The sequence below is a fragment of the Kribbella sp. NPDC048915 genome (genome assembly GCF_040649595.1).
In the GTDB taxonomy this organism is placed as follows: Bacteria; Actinomycetota; Actinomycetes; order Propionibacteriales; family Kribbellaceae; genus Kribbella.
On the sequence record NZ_JBEZFT010000011.1, the window covers coordinates 19,193 to 34,949 of the forward strand.

Genomic DNA, 15,757 nt, shown 5'->3' on the forward strand with positions numbered 1-15,757 from the left:
GCGTGCGGACGTCCGCTATTAGCGTGGGAGGCATGTTCGCACGAGGAATGGCCGGGCTGGTGTTGCTGCTGACGCTGGTCGCCTGCAGCGGCTCGGACAACAATGCGGAACCGTCGCCGAGTACGACGTCATCATCGAGTGCCCAGTCCAACCAGCCGTCGAGCGAGCCGGTACCCGAGGCCGCGGACGGCCAGAACTACGCGGCGTGTAACGACGGGACCTGCGAAGTCCTGATCCGCGGTCAGGCGGTGCTCACCTTGAACGGTCAGAAGAACACGGTCACCGTGACGGACGGCACGGTCAAGCTGGTCCACGGCACCGGGTACGCGAGCGTCGGCGGCGGTGGTTCCACCAGTTGGGGATCGTCCGACGGGCCGCTGCACACCGTTTCCCTCAAGTACGCCGAGGGCGACACCGCCGTGGTCGTCCTCACGACGCGGAGTTAGTGCGCGCCAGGAAATCCTCGTACTGCGCCCAGACGCGCCGCCACAACGTGTCGCGATCGGCTGCGGAGTAGTGCGGCAGCGGCAACCGGAACACGTCCGCGAGCGCCGCGAAGTAGTCGGCCGGCCGGTCCAGCAGCGTGCTGTCGACGCGGTCGGAAAACGTTTCGCTCAGGCCGATGGAACGCAGTACGACAATCGATTCCGGCGTCCGGCGGAACGCGGACGCGAGTTTGACGAACGGCGACGACGGATCGGCGGAAAGCTCGGCGTGCTTGGCCGCGAACGCGTCGAAGGTCACCGGCGCGGACTCGAAGTCCATGCCGATCAGGCTCGCGCGCGGATCATTGTCGAGCCGCCAGCCGTCGACCTTCTCCGACGGACGCAGCCGCAGCGTGAACGGGTCCTGCTCGGACTCGCCGGTCTCCAGCGGCATCGGGTACCGCAGCCCGTCGCCGAGGCCCGCGTCGACGAGCCACTCGCGCTCCGGATCCTCGACGAGCCCGCTCACGGTGAGCACCAGGTGGCTGCCGTCGACGTCGCCGGGATGGGTCGCGGTCTGGACACCGCCGCGGTGCATCCGGACCCGGTACCCGAGCTCGGTCAGCAGCAGCGCGAACGTCCCGTTCAGCTGGAAGCAGTACCCGCCGGTCTCGCGCGCCACGATCCGCTTCGCGACGTCCTCCGGCTCGAACGCACCACCCGGCATCAGTTGGTACTGCACGGTCTCGTACGGCACCTGATCCACGAACGCCGCATGCAGTTCCCGCAACCCCTCGAGCCGCGGCGGACCGCCGTACGTGCCGAGCCCGATCCGTTCCAACATCGCTGCCGTGTCCACGGCCAGACCATATGTCAGACCACCGACAGACCCCAACGAGGTCAACAGCGGTCCGGATCGATGCGGATCACGGCGGTCGGCTTTCCGAGCTGCGGACCTGGCGGTGCTGTGGCGCCGAGCGCCTGGCAGGGTATGCGGTATGACCTCTGAGCGGATCTATGTAGGGAGCTACACGAGTCAGCCCGGTGGCGGCGACGGGATCGGGTTCGGGCCGGTGGACGCGATCGCGGCCGTGGCGACGATCGCCGACCCGTCGTTCCTGGTCAGGTCCGCGGACGGGCGGTTCCTGTACACCACGAACGAGCAGGACGACGGCAAGGTCTCGGCGTTCGCGATCGGTGCGGACGGCGGGCTCGAGCTGCTGAACCAGCAGTCCACCGGCGGCATGCACCCGTGCCACCTGGACATCGACCCGTCCGGCCGGTACCTGCTGTCGGCGAACTACACGTCGGGGTCCGTCGCCGTCCATGCGCTGCAGGACGACGGTTCGCTCGGCGAGCGGGTGTTCTTCGTGCAGCGCTCGGGGACCGGGCCGAACGCTGAGCGCCAGGAGGGTCCGCACGCGCACCAGATCGCCTTCGATCCGTCCGGCACCTATGTGTTCGACGTCGATCTCGGGTCCGACACGGTCTACTCGTCGACGCTCACCGGCGCCGGTGAACTGCAGGAGGTCAGCCGGCTGCAGATCCACCCGGGCGCGGGCCCTCGGCACCTGGTGTTCCACCCGACGGCGAGCGCGGCGTACGTGATCAACGAGCTCGACTCGACGCTGACCGTGTGCAGCTACAGCGACGGGAAACTGCAGGTCGCGCAGACTGTCTCGACCCGGCCGGCCGACTCGCCCGGTGAGAACTTCCCGGCCGAGCTGCTGATCTCGGCCGACGGGCGGTTCGTGTACGGGTCGAACCGGGGCGACAACACGATCGCCGTGTTCGCGACCGCTGCCGACGGGCTGAGTGTCGAACTGGTCCAGACCATCGGGTCGGGTGGGGACTGGCCGCGGCATCTTGCCTTCAGCAACGACGGGACCCAGCTGTACGCGGCGAACGAGCGGTCGGACCAGATCGCGCTGTTCAGCATCGGCGCGGACGGGCAGCTGACGCAGGCCGGCGAGCCGGTCGCCTGGCCGAAACCGGTCTGTATCCTCCCGGTCTGACCTGCTCGGCGGACGCCCACCACTCACCAACCTCGCCTCGCCGGGCCGCCGCACGCTCAGCCGGCGGCGGTTCGGGCCGATTCGGCGCGGTTGGTGAGTGCTGCACGTCCGCCTCGCGCCGCCAACACGAGCCCGCCCGCGGCCACCAAGGCCGCGGCGAGGAAGCCGAAGCCACGATCCGTGGCCGCGGCGACCAGGCCGAAGCACGCCGGGCCGAGCCCGTTGGCCAGGTCGATGCTCATGCTGACGGTGCCCATCACCGCGCCGCGCTCGTTGGCCGGCGCCCGTTCGAGCGCCAGCATCATGATCGCGGGCGTTCCGAGCGCCACGCCGATGCCGAGGAGAGCGGTACCGGCCACGAGGCCCGCCGTCGACCGCCATCCGCCGATGACAACCAGTGCGATCGTCGAACACAGCAACGCGATCCGCACACTGCGTGCCGCGCCCAGCCGGTCGGGAATGCGAGCCCCGGCGCTGCGGATCACCACGACGATCCCGGCGAACCCGAACAGCAGCAGACCGGCGCCGGACAGCCCCAGATCGAGCGCGTACAGCGGTACGAAGGCCAGGAACCCCGCCATACCCCACACCAGCGCGAGCAGCAGCAGCGCAGGTACGACGGCCGCCCGCGGCACGAGCCGCGCGTGCCTTGCATCGGTCACGGTTGTGTCCGGCCGTGTCTCACCGACTCCGAGCGCCAGCAGTACGGCGATCCCGGCCGACCCGGCAGCGACCAGCCACACCACGGTGGCGCCGGCCGTCGCGAACAGGAGTTCGCCGAGCGGTGGGCCGACCGCGAGGCCGACGTACAGGGAGAGCGAGAACAAGCTGATCGCCTCGCCGCGGCGCTCGGCCGGCGCGAGGTCGGTCATCGCGGTCAGCGCACCGACGAAGAAGAAGGCGTCGCCCACACCGGTGAGCAGCCGCAGTGCCGCGAGCATCTCGACCGAGTCGGCCCACCCGTACGCCGCGACCGAGGCCGCGAACGCGATCCCGCCGCCCGCCATCGCGACCGCCCGCCCGCGCCGGTCGACGAGCCGACCCGCCCACGGCCGGAGGACCAGGGCGGACAGACTGAAGGCCGCGACCACCAGACCGACGGCGAGGTTTCCACCAGCCAGCGCACCGGCGACGTGCCGTGGCACCGTCGGTACCAGCAGGCCGTCGGCGAGGAAGTAGGCCAGAGCAGCGCCCCCCAGCAGCACGAACTGTGGCGTGACCAGACGCGTTCGAGTCGTTGCTGTTGTGCTCATGAGGCTCACAATGGCCCTACGGGGACCAGCCGGTCATCGGTAGTTCTGCCCATCCCGAGGAGGGATGCGATGGGACAGCAGGATCCGCGGCTCGCGGAGCTGCTCTGCGCGCTGTCGGTGGCCCTCGACCTGGCGATGGAGCAGCGCCCGGAGAAGTCGATGCGCAGCTGCCTGGTAGCTGTCCGGCTGGCCGAGCGGCTCGGCGTACCCGACCGGCGCACGGTCTACTACACGACGTTGCTGCGCCACCTCGGCTGTACGGCGACCGCGCACGAGGAAGCGCACCTCATGGGGCCGCGGGCTCGCGAACTGCGGCCGCAAGCGGAGCAGACGGATACCGCCAGCCGTCGCGAGTCGCTGGCCCTGCTGAGCCAGGTGGGGCGTGGTACGGGAGTACGCCGGCTGCAGTACGTCGCGCGCACGGTGCGAGCGGGTGACGACGACATCCTTCGGGCGGTGTGCGAGGTGGGGAGCATGCTCGCCTCCCGGCTTCCGCTGGGGCCCGCGGTGAGCGAGGCGATCTACCAGAATCTCGAACGCTTCGACGGCAAGGGACGGCCCCGCCGGCTCGCCGGATCGGAGATCGCGATCGCTACGCGGATCGCAGAGGTGGCCACGCAGGCGGTGATCCATCGCTCGGCCGCCACCTTGCGGGAGCGGCAAGGCGGGTGGCTGGATCCTGAGGTGGTTGCCGCGTACGACGAGTCGCTGCTGGCGGACCTGGACGACATCGACGTCTGGGAAGCGGCCGTCGACGCCGAACCGCAGCCGTGGTGCCGGGCGACCGATCTGGACGAGTTGGCGCGGACATTCGCGTACTTCGTGGACCTCACGTCGCCGTACCTGCTCGGGCACTCCACCGGCGTCGCCGCGCTGGCTGACCGGGCTGCCGGTTTAGTGGGGTTGCCAGAGCATGAGCAGGCCACGCTGCGTCGGGCGGCCCTGCTGCACGACATAGGGCGGGTGAGCGTGCCCGCGTCGGTGTGGGAGCGGCAGGGTCCGTTGCGGCGGTCCGAGTGGGAGCAGGTGCGGTTGCACCCTTACCAGTCGGGGCGGATCCTCGGGCGTTCCGTCGTACTGCAGCCGATCGCGTCGCTGGCTGCTGACCACCACGAGCGGCTCGACGGGTCTGGGTACACGCGGCAGGTGAAGGGGAGTGAGCTGTCGATCGCGGCGCGGTTGCTGGCGGCGGCAGACTGCTACCAGGCGATGACGGAGGACCGTCCGCATCGGTCGGCGCATTCGCCGTCGGGTGCTGCCGAGCTGCTGCTGGGGCAGGCGACGGCGGGGCGGTTGGACGTGGACTGCGTGCAGGCAGTGCTGGCAGTGGCCGGGCAACAGGTTCCCGGCCACCGCCTGCCTCGACCGGCCGGTCTCACCGAGCGGGAGGTCGAGGTACTGCGCCTGGTCGCGCGCGGGGCGTCGAACGCCGAGATCGCGCACGAGCTGGTGGTGTCACGTCGTACCGCGGAACATCACGTGCAGCACATCTACGGCAAGATCGGAGTGTCGACTCGCGCCGCGGCCGCGCTGTTCGCGATGCAGCACGGGATGTTCACGGTGTGACTCAGACCGTGACGAGCTTTTCGAAGAAGAACTCGTGCTTGAGGAACGACACGTCGTACTCGTGGCCCGGGTACGGCGGGTTCAGCTGCGACGCCTGGAAGAGTCGCCAGCCGTCCTTCAACGCGTCCAGTCCGGTCGCGTACGGCGGTACGTCGCTGTCGCCCGTGGTGGGATGCGTGGCGCCGGTGCCGTCGTACGTCGACCAGCCGACCACGCGGGCGTCCAGCGCGGAAGAGGCCAGGTAGAGGACGAGGACCTGCTGGCGGATGTTCGCCTGCTGCCCTGTGGTTTGCGGGGTTTCGACGGTGGCGGTCATACCATCTCCTTCTTGTTCGCCCGGCCGCTGGCGTGCGGGTTGTCGACGCGTTGGGTGACGACGCGCTGCGGGCGGTTCTCGACGCGGGTGACCCAGTAGTTCGGGTCGTAGGTGTCGTCGCCGGTGAGGGCCTGCCACAGCTTGATGCGGTTGAAGCGCTCCAGTCGGCCGGTGGCGTTCTCGTACCACGGGAAGCCCTGCTCCAGCTCGGCCGCGACCTGCTCGTCGTACAGGTCGTCGGTGTTCCACAACCGCACCTGGCGGACGGTCGGGTTGAAGCGGATCTTGAACATGTAGCGGTCGATGTCGCTGTCGTTCTTGCGGCCGCCGTGCCAGATGCCGTGGTGCAGGAATTGGACCGTGCCGGCCGGGCAGACCAGGCGGGTCTGGCCGAGCAGGTTCTGGTAGCGGCCGGTGTCGGACTCGTTGGTCCGGCGCAGGTGGCTGCCGGGAACGCTGAGCGTGCCGCCCATCTCGAGCGTCACGTCCTGCGGGTAGTACATGAGCTGGACGTCGAAGGCGTCGGTGCGGACGTCGATGATCGCGTCACCGTGCAGGTTCTGCGCCTCGCCCTCGTGGGCCTTGCGGATGTGGACCGCGTGGTGGTCGACGGTCGGCTCCGGCCCGACCAGGCTGTGGATCGCGCCGGCCACCTCGGGCAACTGCACGAGCCGCTGGACGAACTCGCTGTCCACGAACGCCTCGGACAGCGGTGTACCGTACGGAACGCCCGGGATTCCGGCCTGCAGAACCTCGATCGCCTGCCGGTTCATCTCGTCCGGCACGACGGCGTCCATCCGGAGCGACCCGGTGGCCACGAAATGCGCCATCTGGACCGAGGTGAGCAGCTGCTTGCGATGCGGATGGGGCATGGAGACTCCCATGGTGGGGTGGTGGTTGCTACTCCACCAGGCTAGGTACGGCGAGCGCTTTCTCGCGTGGGCTGTGTTCACCACTGGTGGTAATTTCTCACCATGCCTGATCTGCTCGCGCTGCATCTCGCGGAACCGCCGGAGGTGCTGAACGTCGGCGCCGGCGTGCACGGCGTCCGCGGTCTGCGCGACGTTTTCCGATTGCCGGACTTGTGGCAACTGCACCTGTACAGCTACGCGGCCGAGCTGACGCTGTTGGGTACAACGTTTTCCGTCGCGCCCGGATACGTGTCGCTGACGCCGGCCGGGACTCAGGTGCAGTTCGACTACCGCGGGCGTTCCGAGCACCTGTACGCGCACTTCCGGCCGGTCGTCGCCGGTGAACCGGTGGCGCTGCCGGTCGTTCAGGACGCCGGCGAGAGTGCGCCGATGTTGTCGGCATTGCTGCGGTCGGCGATCGAGTCCTCGCCGTCGGGCTCGTCGCGGACGACCGCTGACGTGTGGAGCGCGTTGTGGCGGATCGCGAATCTCACGCCGGCCAGCACCGAGACGCGGCACCCGTCGGTCGCGACCGCGATCGCGCATATCGAGGCGAACCTCGCACAGCCGTTGACGGTGCCGGAGCTGGCCCGTCTGGCGGGGGTCTCGCACAACCACCTCACGCGGCTGTTCCAGGCCGAGACCGGGTCGACGGTGATCGCCTACATCCGCCGCCGGCGGATGGCCCGTGCCCGGCACTTGCTGGTGTCGTCGACGCTGTCGATCCCCGCGATCGCCGCGTCGGTCGGGATCCCCGACCTGCAAGCCTTCAACAAAACCTGCCGCCGCGAACTGGGGCGGTCCCCGCGCGCCGTACGCGGCTGACGGCGCGACGGCCGGCGCCGGGATCATATGGCGGTAAGGGTTCGGTCGGGTGCCGGGGGCGACGGCCGGTCAGCGTTATTGGCGGTGACGCTCCGACAGGGTTGGGGCTAACGTTCGGGACGTGTATGAGCTGATTCTCGCGGCCGACGCGCCCGAGCTGGACGACGAGGCAGAGCAGCGGTTCGCGGAGGACTGGCCGGAGTTCATCTTCCACGACGAGGGCGTGCCGCCCTACCGCGATCGGCGCCGGGAGTACTTCGCCGACTGGGAGTTCTACTTCGTCGACGCGACTGATGACGGCCGGCGGCTGATCGCGGGGTGCTGGGCCGTGCCGCTGGCGTGGGACGGCACGGTCGAGGATCTGCCCGGTGGGTTCACCGACTCGTTGGCGCGCTCGGTGACGGAACACGAGGAAAACGTTGTACCGAACACCTGCGTGCTGATGGCGGCCGCCGTACGTTCCGACGAACAAGGACAGGGACACGCGGGCCGGGTGATCGCCGCACTCCGTGATCACGCGGCGGCGAACGGCCTCGAAAAGATGATCGCGCCGGTTCGACCGACCTCGAAGTCCCGGTATCCGCTGACGCCGATCGAGATCTTCATGACCTGGACCCGCGACGACGGCCTGCCGCTCGACCCTTGGCTGCGCACGCACGTCCGCCTCGGCGCCACGCTCCTGGCCCCCGCCCCGGCCTCCCAGACGATGACCGGCTCCGTCACCGACTGGGAAAACTGGACCAGAATGCAGTTCCCGTCCACCGGCACCTACACGATCCCGGACGGCCTCACTGTCCTGCACATAGACCGCGAAGCAAACACCGGCACCTACACCGAACCCAACATCTGGCTCCGGCACGCCTGAATCCCACTGCGGACCGCGCGCCGTGGTCACCTTGGCCAGCGTTCACGCTGGGCGGCGCGGGGTCAGTTTGGCGTGGCGAGGGCGGCGAGGCCTTCGCTGAGGACGCCCTTCAGGACTCCGAGGGCGAAAGCGTTCTCCGGGCCTTCGAGGGCCTGGTGGGACCAGCCGACAACGTCCTCGTACGCCCTGACGTGCCGGTAGTACCGGACCGCGTCCTCGTCGATCGCATGCGCGCCGTACCCGTCCAGGAAAGCGTTTCGCTGATTTTCCGTGACGGGCCCGAACTCGCCCATCCCACCGAGCATGAACATCAGATCCTGTTCCCGCGGCGCGTAGATCACGTCGTCCCAGTCGATCAGCCGCAACCCGTCACCGACCAGCACGTTGCCGAGATGCGGATCGCCATGACACACCACCCGCGGCCCGGTCGGCTTTTCCGGCCTGTTGCCGAACAGGTCCGCGATGACGTCCTCGTACTGCTCCCACACCGCCGCCAAATCCGCGCCTTCAGGCGTCTTCAACCCCGCGCGAACTTCCTCCGCGAGCGCCGACATCCGCGCATCGATATGACTGTGCCGCGGCAGAGCATCCCGCAACCTCATCGGCGGCTCGGCGTCGTGCACGCGGCGGAGCAGTACGCCGTACTCCGACCACTGCTCGTCGGTCAGCCCGGTCTCCGCCGCCCGTTGTCCGTCGATCCACGGCGTCACCGTCAACCGCTTCTTCGCGTGGACGCTCCACAAACCACCTTCAATGGTCCGCACCATCTCCGGCACCCCGGCGATTCCACAATCGGCCAGGTACGCCGCGACCTGATGGCCCGTCTTCGTCCCCGCCCCGCTCCACTTCACCGCGTACGTGTTGGTCGCTGTCGACGCCTTCCACACCTGCGCCGCGACGTCCGCACCGTGATGCACCGCTGTGAGCTCCACCACGTCGAGCCCGAAGTCCGCCAGCAGCCACTTCCGCATCAACGTCTCGCCCACGGCACCAGCATGCCCGGCAACCGGCCGCCCCAGCGAGCCGATTACCGGGCACGTCTCAGTCGGCTATGCAGCCCGTCGTACGCCAGCCCGCCGTACGCCAGCCCGCCGTACGTCAGCCCGCCGTACGTCAGCGCCGTACGTCAGCGTCGTACGTCAGCGGTAGTTCACGAACTGGACGGCGAAGTCGTAGTCCTGCTCGCGGACCAGCTTCTGAACAGCCTGCAGATCGTCGCGGCTCTTGCTCGACACCCGCAGTTCGTCGCCCTGGATCTGCGCCTTGACACCCTTCGGCCCCTCGTCGCGGATCAGCTTGGAGATCTTCTTCGCGTTCTCCTGCGTGATGCCGGCGTCGATCGTGGCGTTGATCTTGTAGACCTTCCCGGACAGCTTGGGGTCGTCCGCCTGCAGCCCCTTCAGCGAGATCTGCCGCTTCACCAGCTTGTCCTTGAACACGTCCAGGACCGCGTTCACCCGCTCCTCGGTGTTCGCCTGCATGTCGATCGACTCGCCGGACCACTTGATCGCGGCATCCACGTTCTTGAAGTCGAACCGCTGGCTGATCTCCTTCGCCGCCTGGTTCACGGCATTGTCCACCTCCTGACGGTCCACCTTGTTCACGATGTCGAAGGAGGACTCCGAAGCCATGGGCACTTCCTTTCCGATTTGCTGTGAGGGCCACTACCTGTTGTATCGTCTCCCACGCCGGTTCACGAACCGGCAGCACCCTGGCGGGTTGCCCGAGCGGCCAAAGGGAGCAGACTGTAAATCTGTCGGCGTATGCCTACGCAGGTTCGAACCCTGCACCCGCCACCGTGAGAGTACGGCCCGTAATCTGCGGAAACGCAGAGTGCGGGCCACTTTCGTAGCTGGGGTTGTGTCTTCTGCGTCCGTCGCAGTACGGCGAGCCGGCGTCGGGCATGATCGGTCCGAGTGGTGCGTCCGGCCTGTTCGTCACAGGAGGTTCCATGCCCAAGGGGTACTGGGTCAGCGTCTACAACAGCATCTCCGACCGGGAGAAGCTGGCTGCCTACGACAAGCTGGCCGGTCCGGCCGTGCGGGCCTTTGGTGGGCGGCTCCTGTCCCGCGGTGATCGGGTCGTCGCCCGCGACGCCGGAATCGCCGAACGCACCGTGCTGGTCGAGTTCGACAGCTTCGAACAAGCCGTCGCAGCACGTGAGAGCGAGGCCTACCAGGTAGCGCTGGGCGTCCTCGCAGACGGCGTCGAGCGCGACTTCCGCATCGTCGAAGGCGCCGACTGACCTCCCAGCCCGCCCGCTGACCCCATTCCGGCGGATGGCCCAGGGGAAATGACCGGGACGGGACCTGGTGGGTGGCAGGATCGGGGGATGAGCGGGCTTCGCGAGCTTTGGGGCGACGGGGTGCCTGGTGCGGGGGAGCTTGCCGGGGAGTTGGAGGGGCGGTACACCGGGCGGCGGCGTGGGGCTTACCGGGAGCGGTACCTGCGGCGGGTGCTCACGGCGCTGGGGTCGCTCGAACAGTTGTGTACGGATCCGGTGGCTGTGCGGTTGGCGGCGTGGTTCCATCGGGCGGAGCACGTCCGGGGGAACTCGGCGCGTGCGGACGCCGAGGCGTCGGCGCGGCTGGCTGAGGAGAAATTGCCGGCGTACGGCGTGAGTGCTGTGCGCGTGGCCGAGGTTGCTCGGTTGGTACGGCTCACGGGTGGCGCGGCGGACGACCCGGGGCCGAACGGTGTCGTACTGCTCGACGCGGTGGACTCCGTGCTGGCGGATCCGCAGTACTCGAACCACGCGTCCGATCTGCGCCGGGACGCCCACTTCGACCTGAAGGAACGCCGCCAGGAAATCCAGGAAATGCTTGCGTCCGAGAGGATTTTCCGGATCCAGCTCGCGCACGAGCGGTACGACGCGGCGGCGCGGGCCAACCTGGAGGTCGAGCTCGAGCTCCTCGACCAGTTGGACCCCTCGCCGTGGCGCGGTTGGCAGCGGGCAGGGCTTTCCGTCCTCGCGGTGACGAGCGCGATCGCGGCAACCCTCGCGGCGCTGCTAGCGATCGGGCAACCGTGGCGGCTGCCGGAGTTCCGGGACGAACCGAAGTGGCAAGCGATCGTGATGGCCGTGATCGCGGCGGCGACGGTCCCGGCGCTGTGGTCGGCCGGGAAGGGCGCCGACCGCCGAGCCCGGATGATGACCGCGGCAACGGCCGCGGGCGGCCTCGGCTGCCTGGTGATCGTCGTGCTCAACGTCCCGCAGGCGACCGGCGCCTCGGGCGTGGGTGCACGCGTGCCGCTCCTCCTGATCACGTCCGCGCTGCTCGTCCTGGCCGGACTTGCCGCGTTCGCGGCGACCCGATTCACCGCCGGGAGCGGCTCGAACCGCGGTCGGACCCTGGCCGGTCTCACCGCGTGCGCCGTGGTGATCCTGATGGTGATCTTCGTCCTCGTCCCGCTGCAGCGCAGCTACCTGCTGAGTGTGAACGAACATGTCGACGGCGACCGGCGGCCGGTGGGTCGCGAGGCAGTCTCGACCGAGACGGGCCAGGAACTGCGCTGGACCAGCAGAGGTGGTTCGTCCTCCCTCGACACGGTGGCGACCGCGCACGGAATCGCCGTTTCCCGCGGCCGCGGCACCGTCGAGATGCTCGACCCCGCGTCTGGGAACTCGCGGTGGCGCTACATCCGCGCGGACACCGACGACGACCCGAACCTGGAGGTCCTCGACGGTGGCCGGAAACTGCTCGTGGAGTACCCCGACCTGGGCTTCTTCGTGCTCGACGCCGACACCGGAAAACGTGTGACGGCTTGGCCTGAGCGAACCCGGGACTACACCGTCGAGGGCAGCGATCCGTTGGTCACGGGAAAGTCGGTGAGCAAGGGATCCGACAAGCTGTACGGAACAAACCTCGACGGCTCCAACCGCTGGACCTACGAACCGGGCCGCTGCACGAGCATCTCCGCTCAGGCGGCCGGCGGCATGGTGGTCGCCGACCTCGGACACAGCTGTGGAGGGCAGCCCGACCAGTTGGTCGGCCTCGACCTGGAGACCGGCAAGAAACGTTGGGGACGCGATACCGGGGTCCGCAACCTGACCGCGGCGGGCGACGTCGTGGTCGGTATCGAGGGCGGCGAAGAGGACAAGGGCCAGGCGCAGCAGCGGCTCACGGCGATCGATCCGGGCTCCGGTGCGGTGCGCTGGCACTCCGACGTTCCACGCGAGTTGACCTGTTCGCTCCGGATGGTGCCCGCTGCGAACCGCGTCGTACTGCTCAGTTGCGTGCGCGACGCGGACGGCTCGCGGAAAACGATCGTCCGCTTCGTCGACGTCGCCGACGGCCGGGTGGTCTCGACGACTCGAACGAACGTGGCCGCCGGGCAGCGGTACGCCGTGACGCCGAGCGGCCGGGTGTTTCTCGTCGGGCCCGGCAAAAGTGGCTGCCGGCTCGTGCAGGTGACCGAGGGTGGCGGCGCTGTCGAGCAGCCGCTGCACCGATCGGTTTCCTGTCGGCAGATCTTTGCGGCCGGTGAATTGATCCTGGCCACCGGCAGGGACGGCCTCGTCGCGCTGCGGTAGCCGGGAATAGGGTCTGATCGGGCGGGAGTTGAAGCCTGAAGCCGGAGTGGCTGGGTGTTCGATCAAGGAGAGCGATGAAACCGACCGAGTTCGTGAAGGTCAACGGGCAGTTCTGGGGGGAGCACCTCAAGGGGGTGGCCGGGCATCTGCCCGTGAGTCACCGGAGCGAGTTGCCGGGGCCGATGCTGTTCCCGCGGATGATGGTGCTGACCGAGACGCCGGACTGGAACATTCTCGAGCTCGTCGGGCTGAGCCGCGAGTACCGGACCCCCGAGGTGCGGCGTCAGAAGGTCGGCAGCATCGAGGAGTACTTCGGACTCGGCGACGGCCGCACCGTGGTCGCGAACCTCCAGGGCCAGAACTGGTTCAAGGACGCGACGCTGGCGACCGAAGCCGGCCGGAAAACGCTGGTCGAGCAGTTTCCGAACGCGGCCAACATGCTCGGCGAGGAGGTCGTCGGCCCGGCGGACGAGCTGCTGCGGTTCGCGCCCGGCAACTACTCGACGTTCGACCGGACCCTGCTCGTGCAGACCTCCGGCGACTCGCTGCGGGCGCACTGGGTGTTCTTCGCGCTGGCGATCCACCGGTCCGAACCGGCCGACAAGTACCTCGAATTCCTGAACAACTACATCAACTCGCGCCCGCACCTGGACCCGGTCGGCACGCTCAGCCTGCCGCTCGATCCGGACGTACTGAAGGCCGACGCCTTCGAGAGCACCTACCTCGCGCACGGGGTGCAGAACGCGACCGTCGACGAGTTCCTCGACGCGCACGAGAGCATCCTGCTGTCGGTGTTCGACGCGACCAAGCTGATCCGGCGGCCGGCGCTCGGCGACCTGCAGCCGGACTTCGTCCTCGAGCGCGCGGACGGCAGCCACGTCGTCGGCCGGCTCGAGCTGCCGGTCGTCGACACGATCAACGGAAAGAAGCGTCGCCGCGGTTTCCGTACGCCGGTCGAGGAGAGCGCCGCCGAGCTCGCGAAGTACGCGGAGTACCTGGCGGACGCGGAGCACCGCTCCGAGGTGAAGTCGAAGTACGACGTCGACCTCGCCGACCCGCGCCGCGTCGTGATCGTCTCGAGCCAGGAAACGGTCGTTCCGGCCGCCGGTGTCGAGGTCATCGACTACGACACGATCCTCCGCCTGCACCTCGCAGCCACCGCCTGACACCACGCAGGGAGTGCGTACGGCACGTCGTACGCACTCCCTGCGCCGGTGCTCGCTCGGCGGCCCGTTTGAAGCGCTTAAGGTTAAGGTCCACAGTCATGGAGTACTTCGTGTACGGGCGGGACGCGGCGCGTGGGTTCGAGCTCAAGGTGGCGTTGAACGAGGAGCACTGGACGTTCATGGACGGCTACGCCGACCAGTTGATCGCCCGTGGCCCGACGCTGACCGAGGATCGCGAACGGACCACGGGCAGCCTGCACATCGTCGACCTGCCGGACGAGGACGCGGTGCGGTCTTTCGCGTACGACGAGCCGTACTACCGCGCCGGCGCCTTCGAAACCGTCGAAATCAAGCGCTTCAACAATCGCTTCCCGGGTCGCACGATGTGGGACTTCACCGGCAGCGCGCCTGATCGCAGTCGCTACCTCGTCCTCACCAGGGACGAGTCACGCCGGCTCACGTCGCCGCACCTGATCATGTACGGCGATCTGCTCGACGGTGAGGTTCAGATCGGGCGGGCGGCGCTGGTGGAGGCGCCGTCGCCGACCGACGCTGCGGCACTGATCGAAGCCGACCACGCCGAAGTGCACCCGTGGGAGTTCGGCGGCCGCCGCTAGGGAGGCGGTGGGTGTACGGGTCGTCGGGCGGCCGTTAGGTCTGCCGCGTGCGTGCGGCGGTAGGTGGTCTGCAGCAGGGTCAGCTTGTCGGCAGGCGGCCCGCGATCGTCTGGGCGACTCGGCGCCCGTCGAACGTGTCGTCGTCGAGGCCCCCGGAGCGGTGGTTCAGGCCTTCGAACTCGAGACACTCGAACCCGACCCCTTCCAGCACCGGCCGCTGGCGGCGGAAGCGCCGGATCGCGGGGTCGGCCGTCCCCAGGTAGGCCACCTTGAGCCCGCCGTACGACCTGAACTCGCGGTGCCAGTCGTACGAGCGGTAGGCGCGCCAGAACTCCAGTGCCGGACGGGGCAATCGAGGCTCGCGTTCGAACCGGCGCATCGTCGCGTCCGTGGGGAAGCCGATCGGAGTGACCCCGCCGATCACGAGCGCGGCGGCGCGATCGGTCGACCGGGCAACGATCGCGGCCATGCAGGCAGTCTGTGAGAATCCCCAGACCGCGAACCGGTTGGCGCCCTCCTGATCGAGCACCGCGACGACCTGATCCCCGATACTGCCGAAGTCGTACTCGTCCGGCCGCTCGCTGGCGCCGAACCCCACCGCATGGATCTGAAAGACCTGGAACCGTCGACCGAGTTCGTCAGCCACCGGGCAGTCGAGCGGGCGGCGGTTGTTCCTCATCAGGACAAGCGCGGGTCCGGCGCCGCCCACGCGGTAGGCGATGCGGGCGCCGGCGAGTTCGACTGACCGGTAGGTCATCCGGCGAGGACGGACTGCAGGGCGGTCGCGATGGCTCGGCGGGTGGCGACAGGAAGGTCGGCGGTCATCGCATTGATGCGCTTCACCACGGCGTCGTGCGCTTCGTGAGCGAGGGCCAGTCCGTCCGGGGTCAGCTCGATCTGGCAGGCGCGGCGGTCGGTCGGGTTCGGGACGCGGGCGACCAAGGTACGGCGCTCGAGGCGGTCGACCATGCTGGTCAGGCTCGACCGCTCGATGCTCAGGATGCGGCTGAGCTCGGTCATCCCGAGCGGGCCGCCGAGCAGGACGCAGAGCAGATGCGCCTGCTGCGGGGTGAGGCCGAGCGGACGGCTCGTTTCCGCGTGCACGTCCTGGAGCCGGTGCATCGTCTGCACCAGCACGCTCGCCAGATCGGTGTCGCGGGCCGCCGTCGTCGTCGCCATACCTCGATGATAGTCCGCGACTCTAATAGTTTGCTGTTCTAAGTATTTGTGCTACAACTAGTTAGAACAGCAAACTATCTCAGGG

17 protein-coding genes and 1 tRNA gene are annotated in these 15,757 nt (G+C 68.6%); 10 read left to right on the forward strand and 8 right to left on the reverse strand.

Annotation, left to right across the window (positions count from 1 at the left end; all coding sequences use genetic code 11):
• Window positions 1-32 precede the first annotated feature (32 nt).
• Window positions 33-446, forward strand: coding sequence for a hypothetical protein (locus AB0B82_RS08745; protein WP_360164192.1), 414 nt, complete (start codon window positions 33-35; stop codon window positions 444-446).
• On the opposite strand, the gene AB0B82_RS08750 is transcribed toward AB0B82_RS08745, so the two are convergent.
• Entirely contained in the window at window positions 430-1,284 is an 855-nt protein-coding gene (locus AB0B82_RS08750) for an arylamine N-acetyltransferase (protein ID WP_360164194.1), read from the reverse strand. The genes AB0B82_RS08745 and AB0B82_RS08750 overlap by 17 nt on opposite strands.
• 139 nt (window positions 1,285-1,423) lie before the next feature.
• On the opposite strand from AB0B82_RS08750, the gene AB0B82_RS08755 reads away from it, so the two are divergent.
• A complete protein-coding gene (locus AB0B82_RS08755; RefSeq protein ID WP_360164196.1) occupies window positions 1,424-2,440 on the forward strand; it encodes a lactonase family protein in 1,017 nt (338 codons plus the stop codon).
• A gap of 56 nt (window positions 2,441-2,496) precedes the next feature.
• Here the strand turns inward: AB0B82_RS08755 and AB0B82_RS08760 are convergent, their stop codons facing one another.
• Entirely contained in the window at window positions 2,497-3,693 is a 1,197-nt protein-coding gene (locus tag AB0B82_RS08760; protein ID WP_360164198.1) for an MFS transporter, read from the reverse strand.
• A 69-nt stretch (window positions 3,694-3,762) separates the two neighbouring features.
• Between AB0B82_RS08760 and AB0B82_RS08765 the strand changes: the two genes are divergently transcribed.
• Entirely contained in the window at window positions 3,763-5,259 is a 1,497-nt protein-coding gene (locus AB0B82_RS08765; protein WP_360164200.1) for an HD domain-containing phosphohydrolase, read from the forward strand.
• A gap of 1 nt (window position 5,260) precedes the next feature.
• On the opposite strand, the gene AB0B82_RS08770 is transcribed toward AB0B82_RS08765, so the two are convergent.
• Both AB0B82_RS08770 and AB0B82_RS08775 read right to left on the reverse strand, forming a co-directional pair.
• Window positions 5,261-5,575 carry a hypothetical protein gene (locus AB0B82_RS08770; protein WP_360164202.1) on the reverse strand — a complete coding sequence of 105 codons (315 nt, stop codon included), beginning with the start codon at window positions 5,573-5,575 and terminating at the stop codon, window positions 5,261-5,263.
• Complete coding sequence (locus tag AB0B82_RS08775) at window positions 5,572-6,447, reverse strand: phytanoyl-CoA dioxygenase family protein (protein ID WP_360164204.1); 876 nt, start codon at window positions 6,445-6,447, stop codon at window positions 5,572-5,574. Before AB0B82_RS08775 ends, AB0B82_RS08770 begins: the two co-directional genes overlap by 4 nt.
• A 102-nt stretch (window positions 6,448-6,549) precedes the next feature.
• On the opposite strand from AB0B82_RS08775, the gene AB0B82_RS08780 reads away from it, so the two are divergent.
• Window positions 6,550-7,311: a helix-turn-helix domain-containing protein gene (locus tag AB0B82_RS08780; RefSeq protein WP_360164206.1), complete on the forward strand. Its 762-nt coding sequence runs from the start codon at window positions 6,550-6,552 to the stop codon at window positions 7,309-7,311.
• 121 nt (window positions 7,312-7,432) lie between these two features.
• Window positions 7,433-8,176, forward strand: a complete 744-nt coding sequence (locus tag AB0B82_RS08785; protein WP_360164208.1) for a GNAT family N-acetyltransferase — start codon at window positions 7,433-7,435, stop codon at window positions 8,174-8,176.
• A 62-nt stretch (window positions 8,177-8,238) separates the two neighbouring features.
• On the opposite strand, the gene AB0B82_RS08790 is transcribed toward AB0B82_RS08785, so the two are convergent.
• Complete coding sequence (locus AB0B82_RS08790; protein WP_360164210.1) at window positions 8,239-9,162, reverse strand: aminoglycoside phosphotransferase family protein; 924 nt, start codon at window positions 9,160-9,162, stop codon at window positions 8,239-8,241.
• 153 nt (window positions 9,163-9,315) lie between these two features.
• Window positions 9,316-9,807 carry a YajQ family cyclic di-GMP-binding protein gene (locus AB0B82_RS08795; protein ID WP_360164212.1) on the reverse strand — a complete coding sequence of 164 codons (492 nt, stop codon included), beginning with the start codon at window positions 9,805-9,807 and terminating at the stop codon, window positions 9,316-9,318.
• A gap of 82 nt (window positions 9,808-9,889) precedes the next feature.
• Here AB0B82_RS08795 and AB0B82_RS08800 point away from each other — a divergent pair.
• The 5 genes from AB0B82_RS08800 to AB0B82_RS08820 all read left to right on the forward strand — a co-directional run bounded on the left by AB0B82_RS08800 (window position 9,890) and on the right by AB0B82_RS08820 (window position 14,493).
• A tRNA-Tyr gene (locus tag AB0B82_RS08800) sits at window positions 9,890-9,972 on the forward strand.
• A gap of 155 nt (window positions 9,973-10,127) precedes the next feature.
• Window positions 10,128-10,421, forward strand: coding sequence for a DUF1330 domain-containing protein (locus AB0B82_RS08805; protein ID WP_360164214.1), 294 nt, complete (start codon window positions 10,128-10,130; stop codon window positions 10,419-10,421).
• Between the two features lie 87 nt (window positions 10,422-10,508).
• Entirely contained in the window at window positions 10,509-12,710 is a 2,202-nt protein-coding gene (locus AB0B82_RS08810) for a PQQ-binding-like beta-propeller repeat protein (RefSeq protein WP_360164216.1), read from the forward strand.
• Window positions 12,711-12,784: 74 nt separating this feature from the next.
• Entirely contained in the window at window positions 12,785-13,876 is a 1,092-nt protein-coding gene (locus AB0B82_RS08815) for a hypothetical protein (protein ID WP_360164218.1), read from the forward strand.
• 98 nt (window positions 13,877-13,974) lie between these two features.
• Window positions 13,975-14,493 carry a YciI family protein gene (locus AB0B82_RS08820; RefSeq protein WP_360164220.1) on the forward strand — a complete coding sequence of 173 codons (519 nt, stop codon included), beginning with the start codon at window positions 13,975-13,977 and terminating at the stop codon, window positions 14,491-14,493.
• Between the two features lie 79 nt (window positions 14,494-14,572).
• On the opposite strand, the gene AB0B82_RS08825 is transcribed toward AB0B82_RS08820, so the two are convergent.
• Together AB0B82_RS08825 and AB0B82_RS08830 are read right to left on the reverse strand one after the other, a co-directional pair.
• Window positions 14,573-15,250 (reverse strand): hypothetical protein, encoded by a 678-nt coding sequence (locus tag AB0B82_RS08825; RefSeq protein WP_360164222.1) that lies wholly within the window; start codon window positions 15,248-15,250, stop codon window positions 14,573-14,575.
• Window positions 15,247-15,672 (reverse strand): MarR family transcriptional regulator, encoded by a 426-nt coding sequence (locus AB0B82_RS08830; protein WP_360164224.1) that lies wholly within the window; start codon window positions 15,670-15,672, stop codon window positions 15,247-15,249. The genes AB0B82_RS08825 and AB0B82_RS08830 overlap by 4 nt, the downstream gene beginning before the upstream one ends.
• Between the last annotated feature and the right edge of the window lie 85 nt (window positions 15,673-15,757).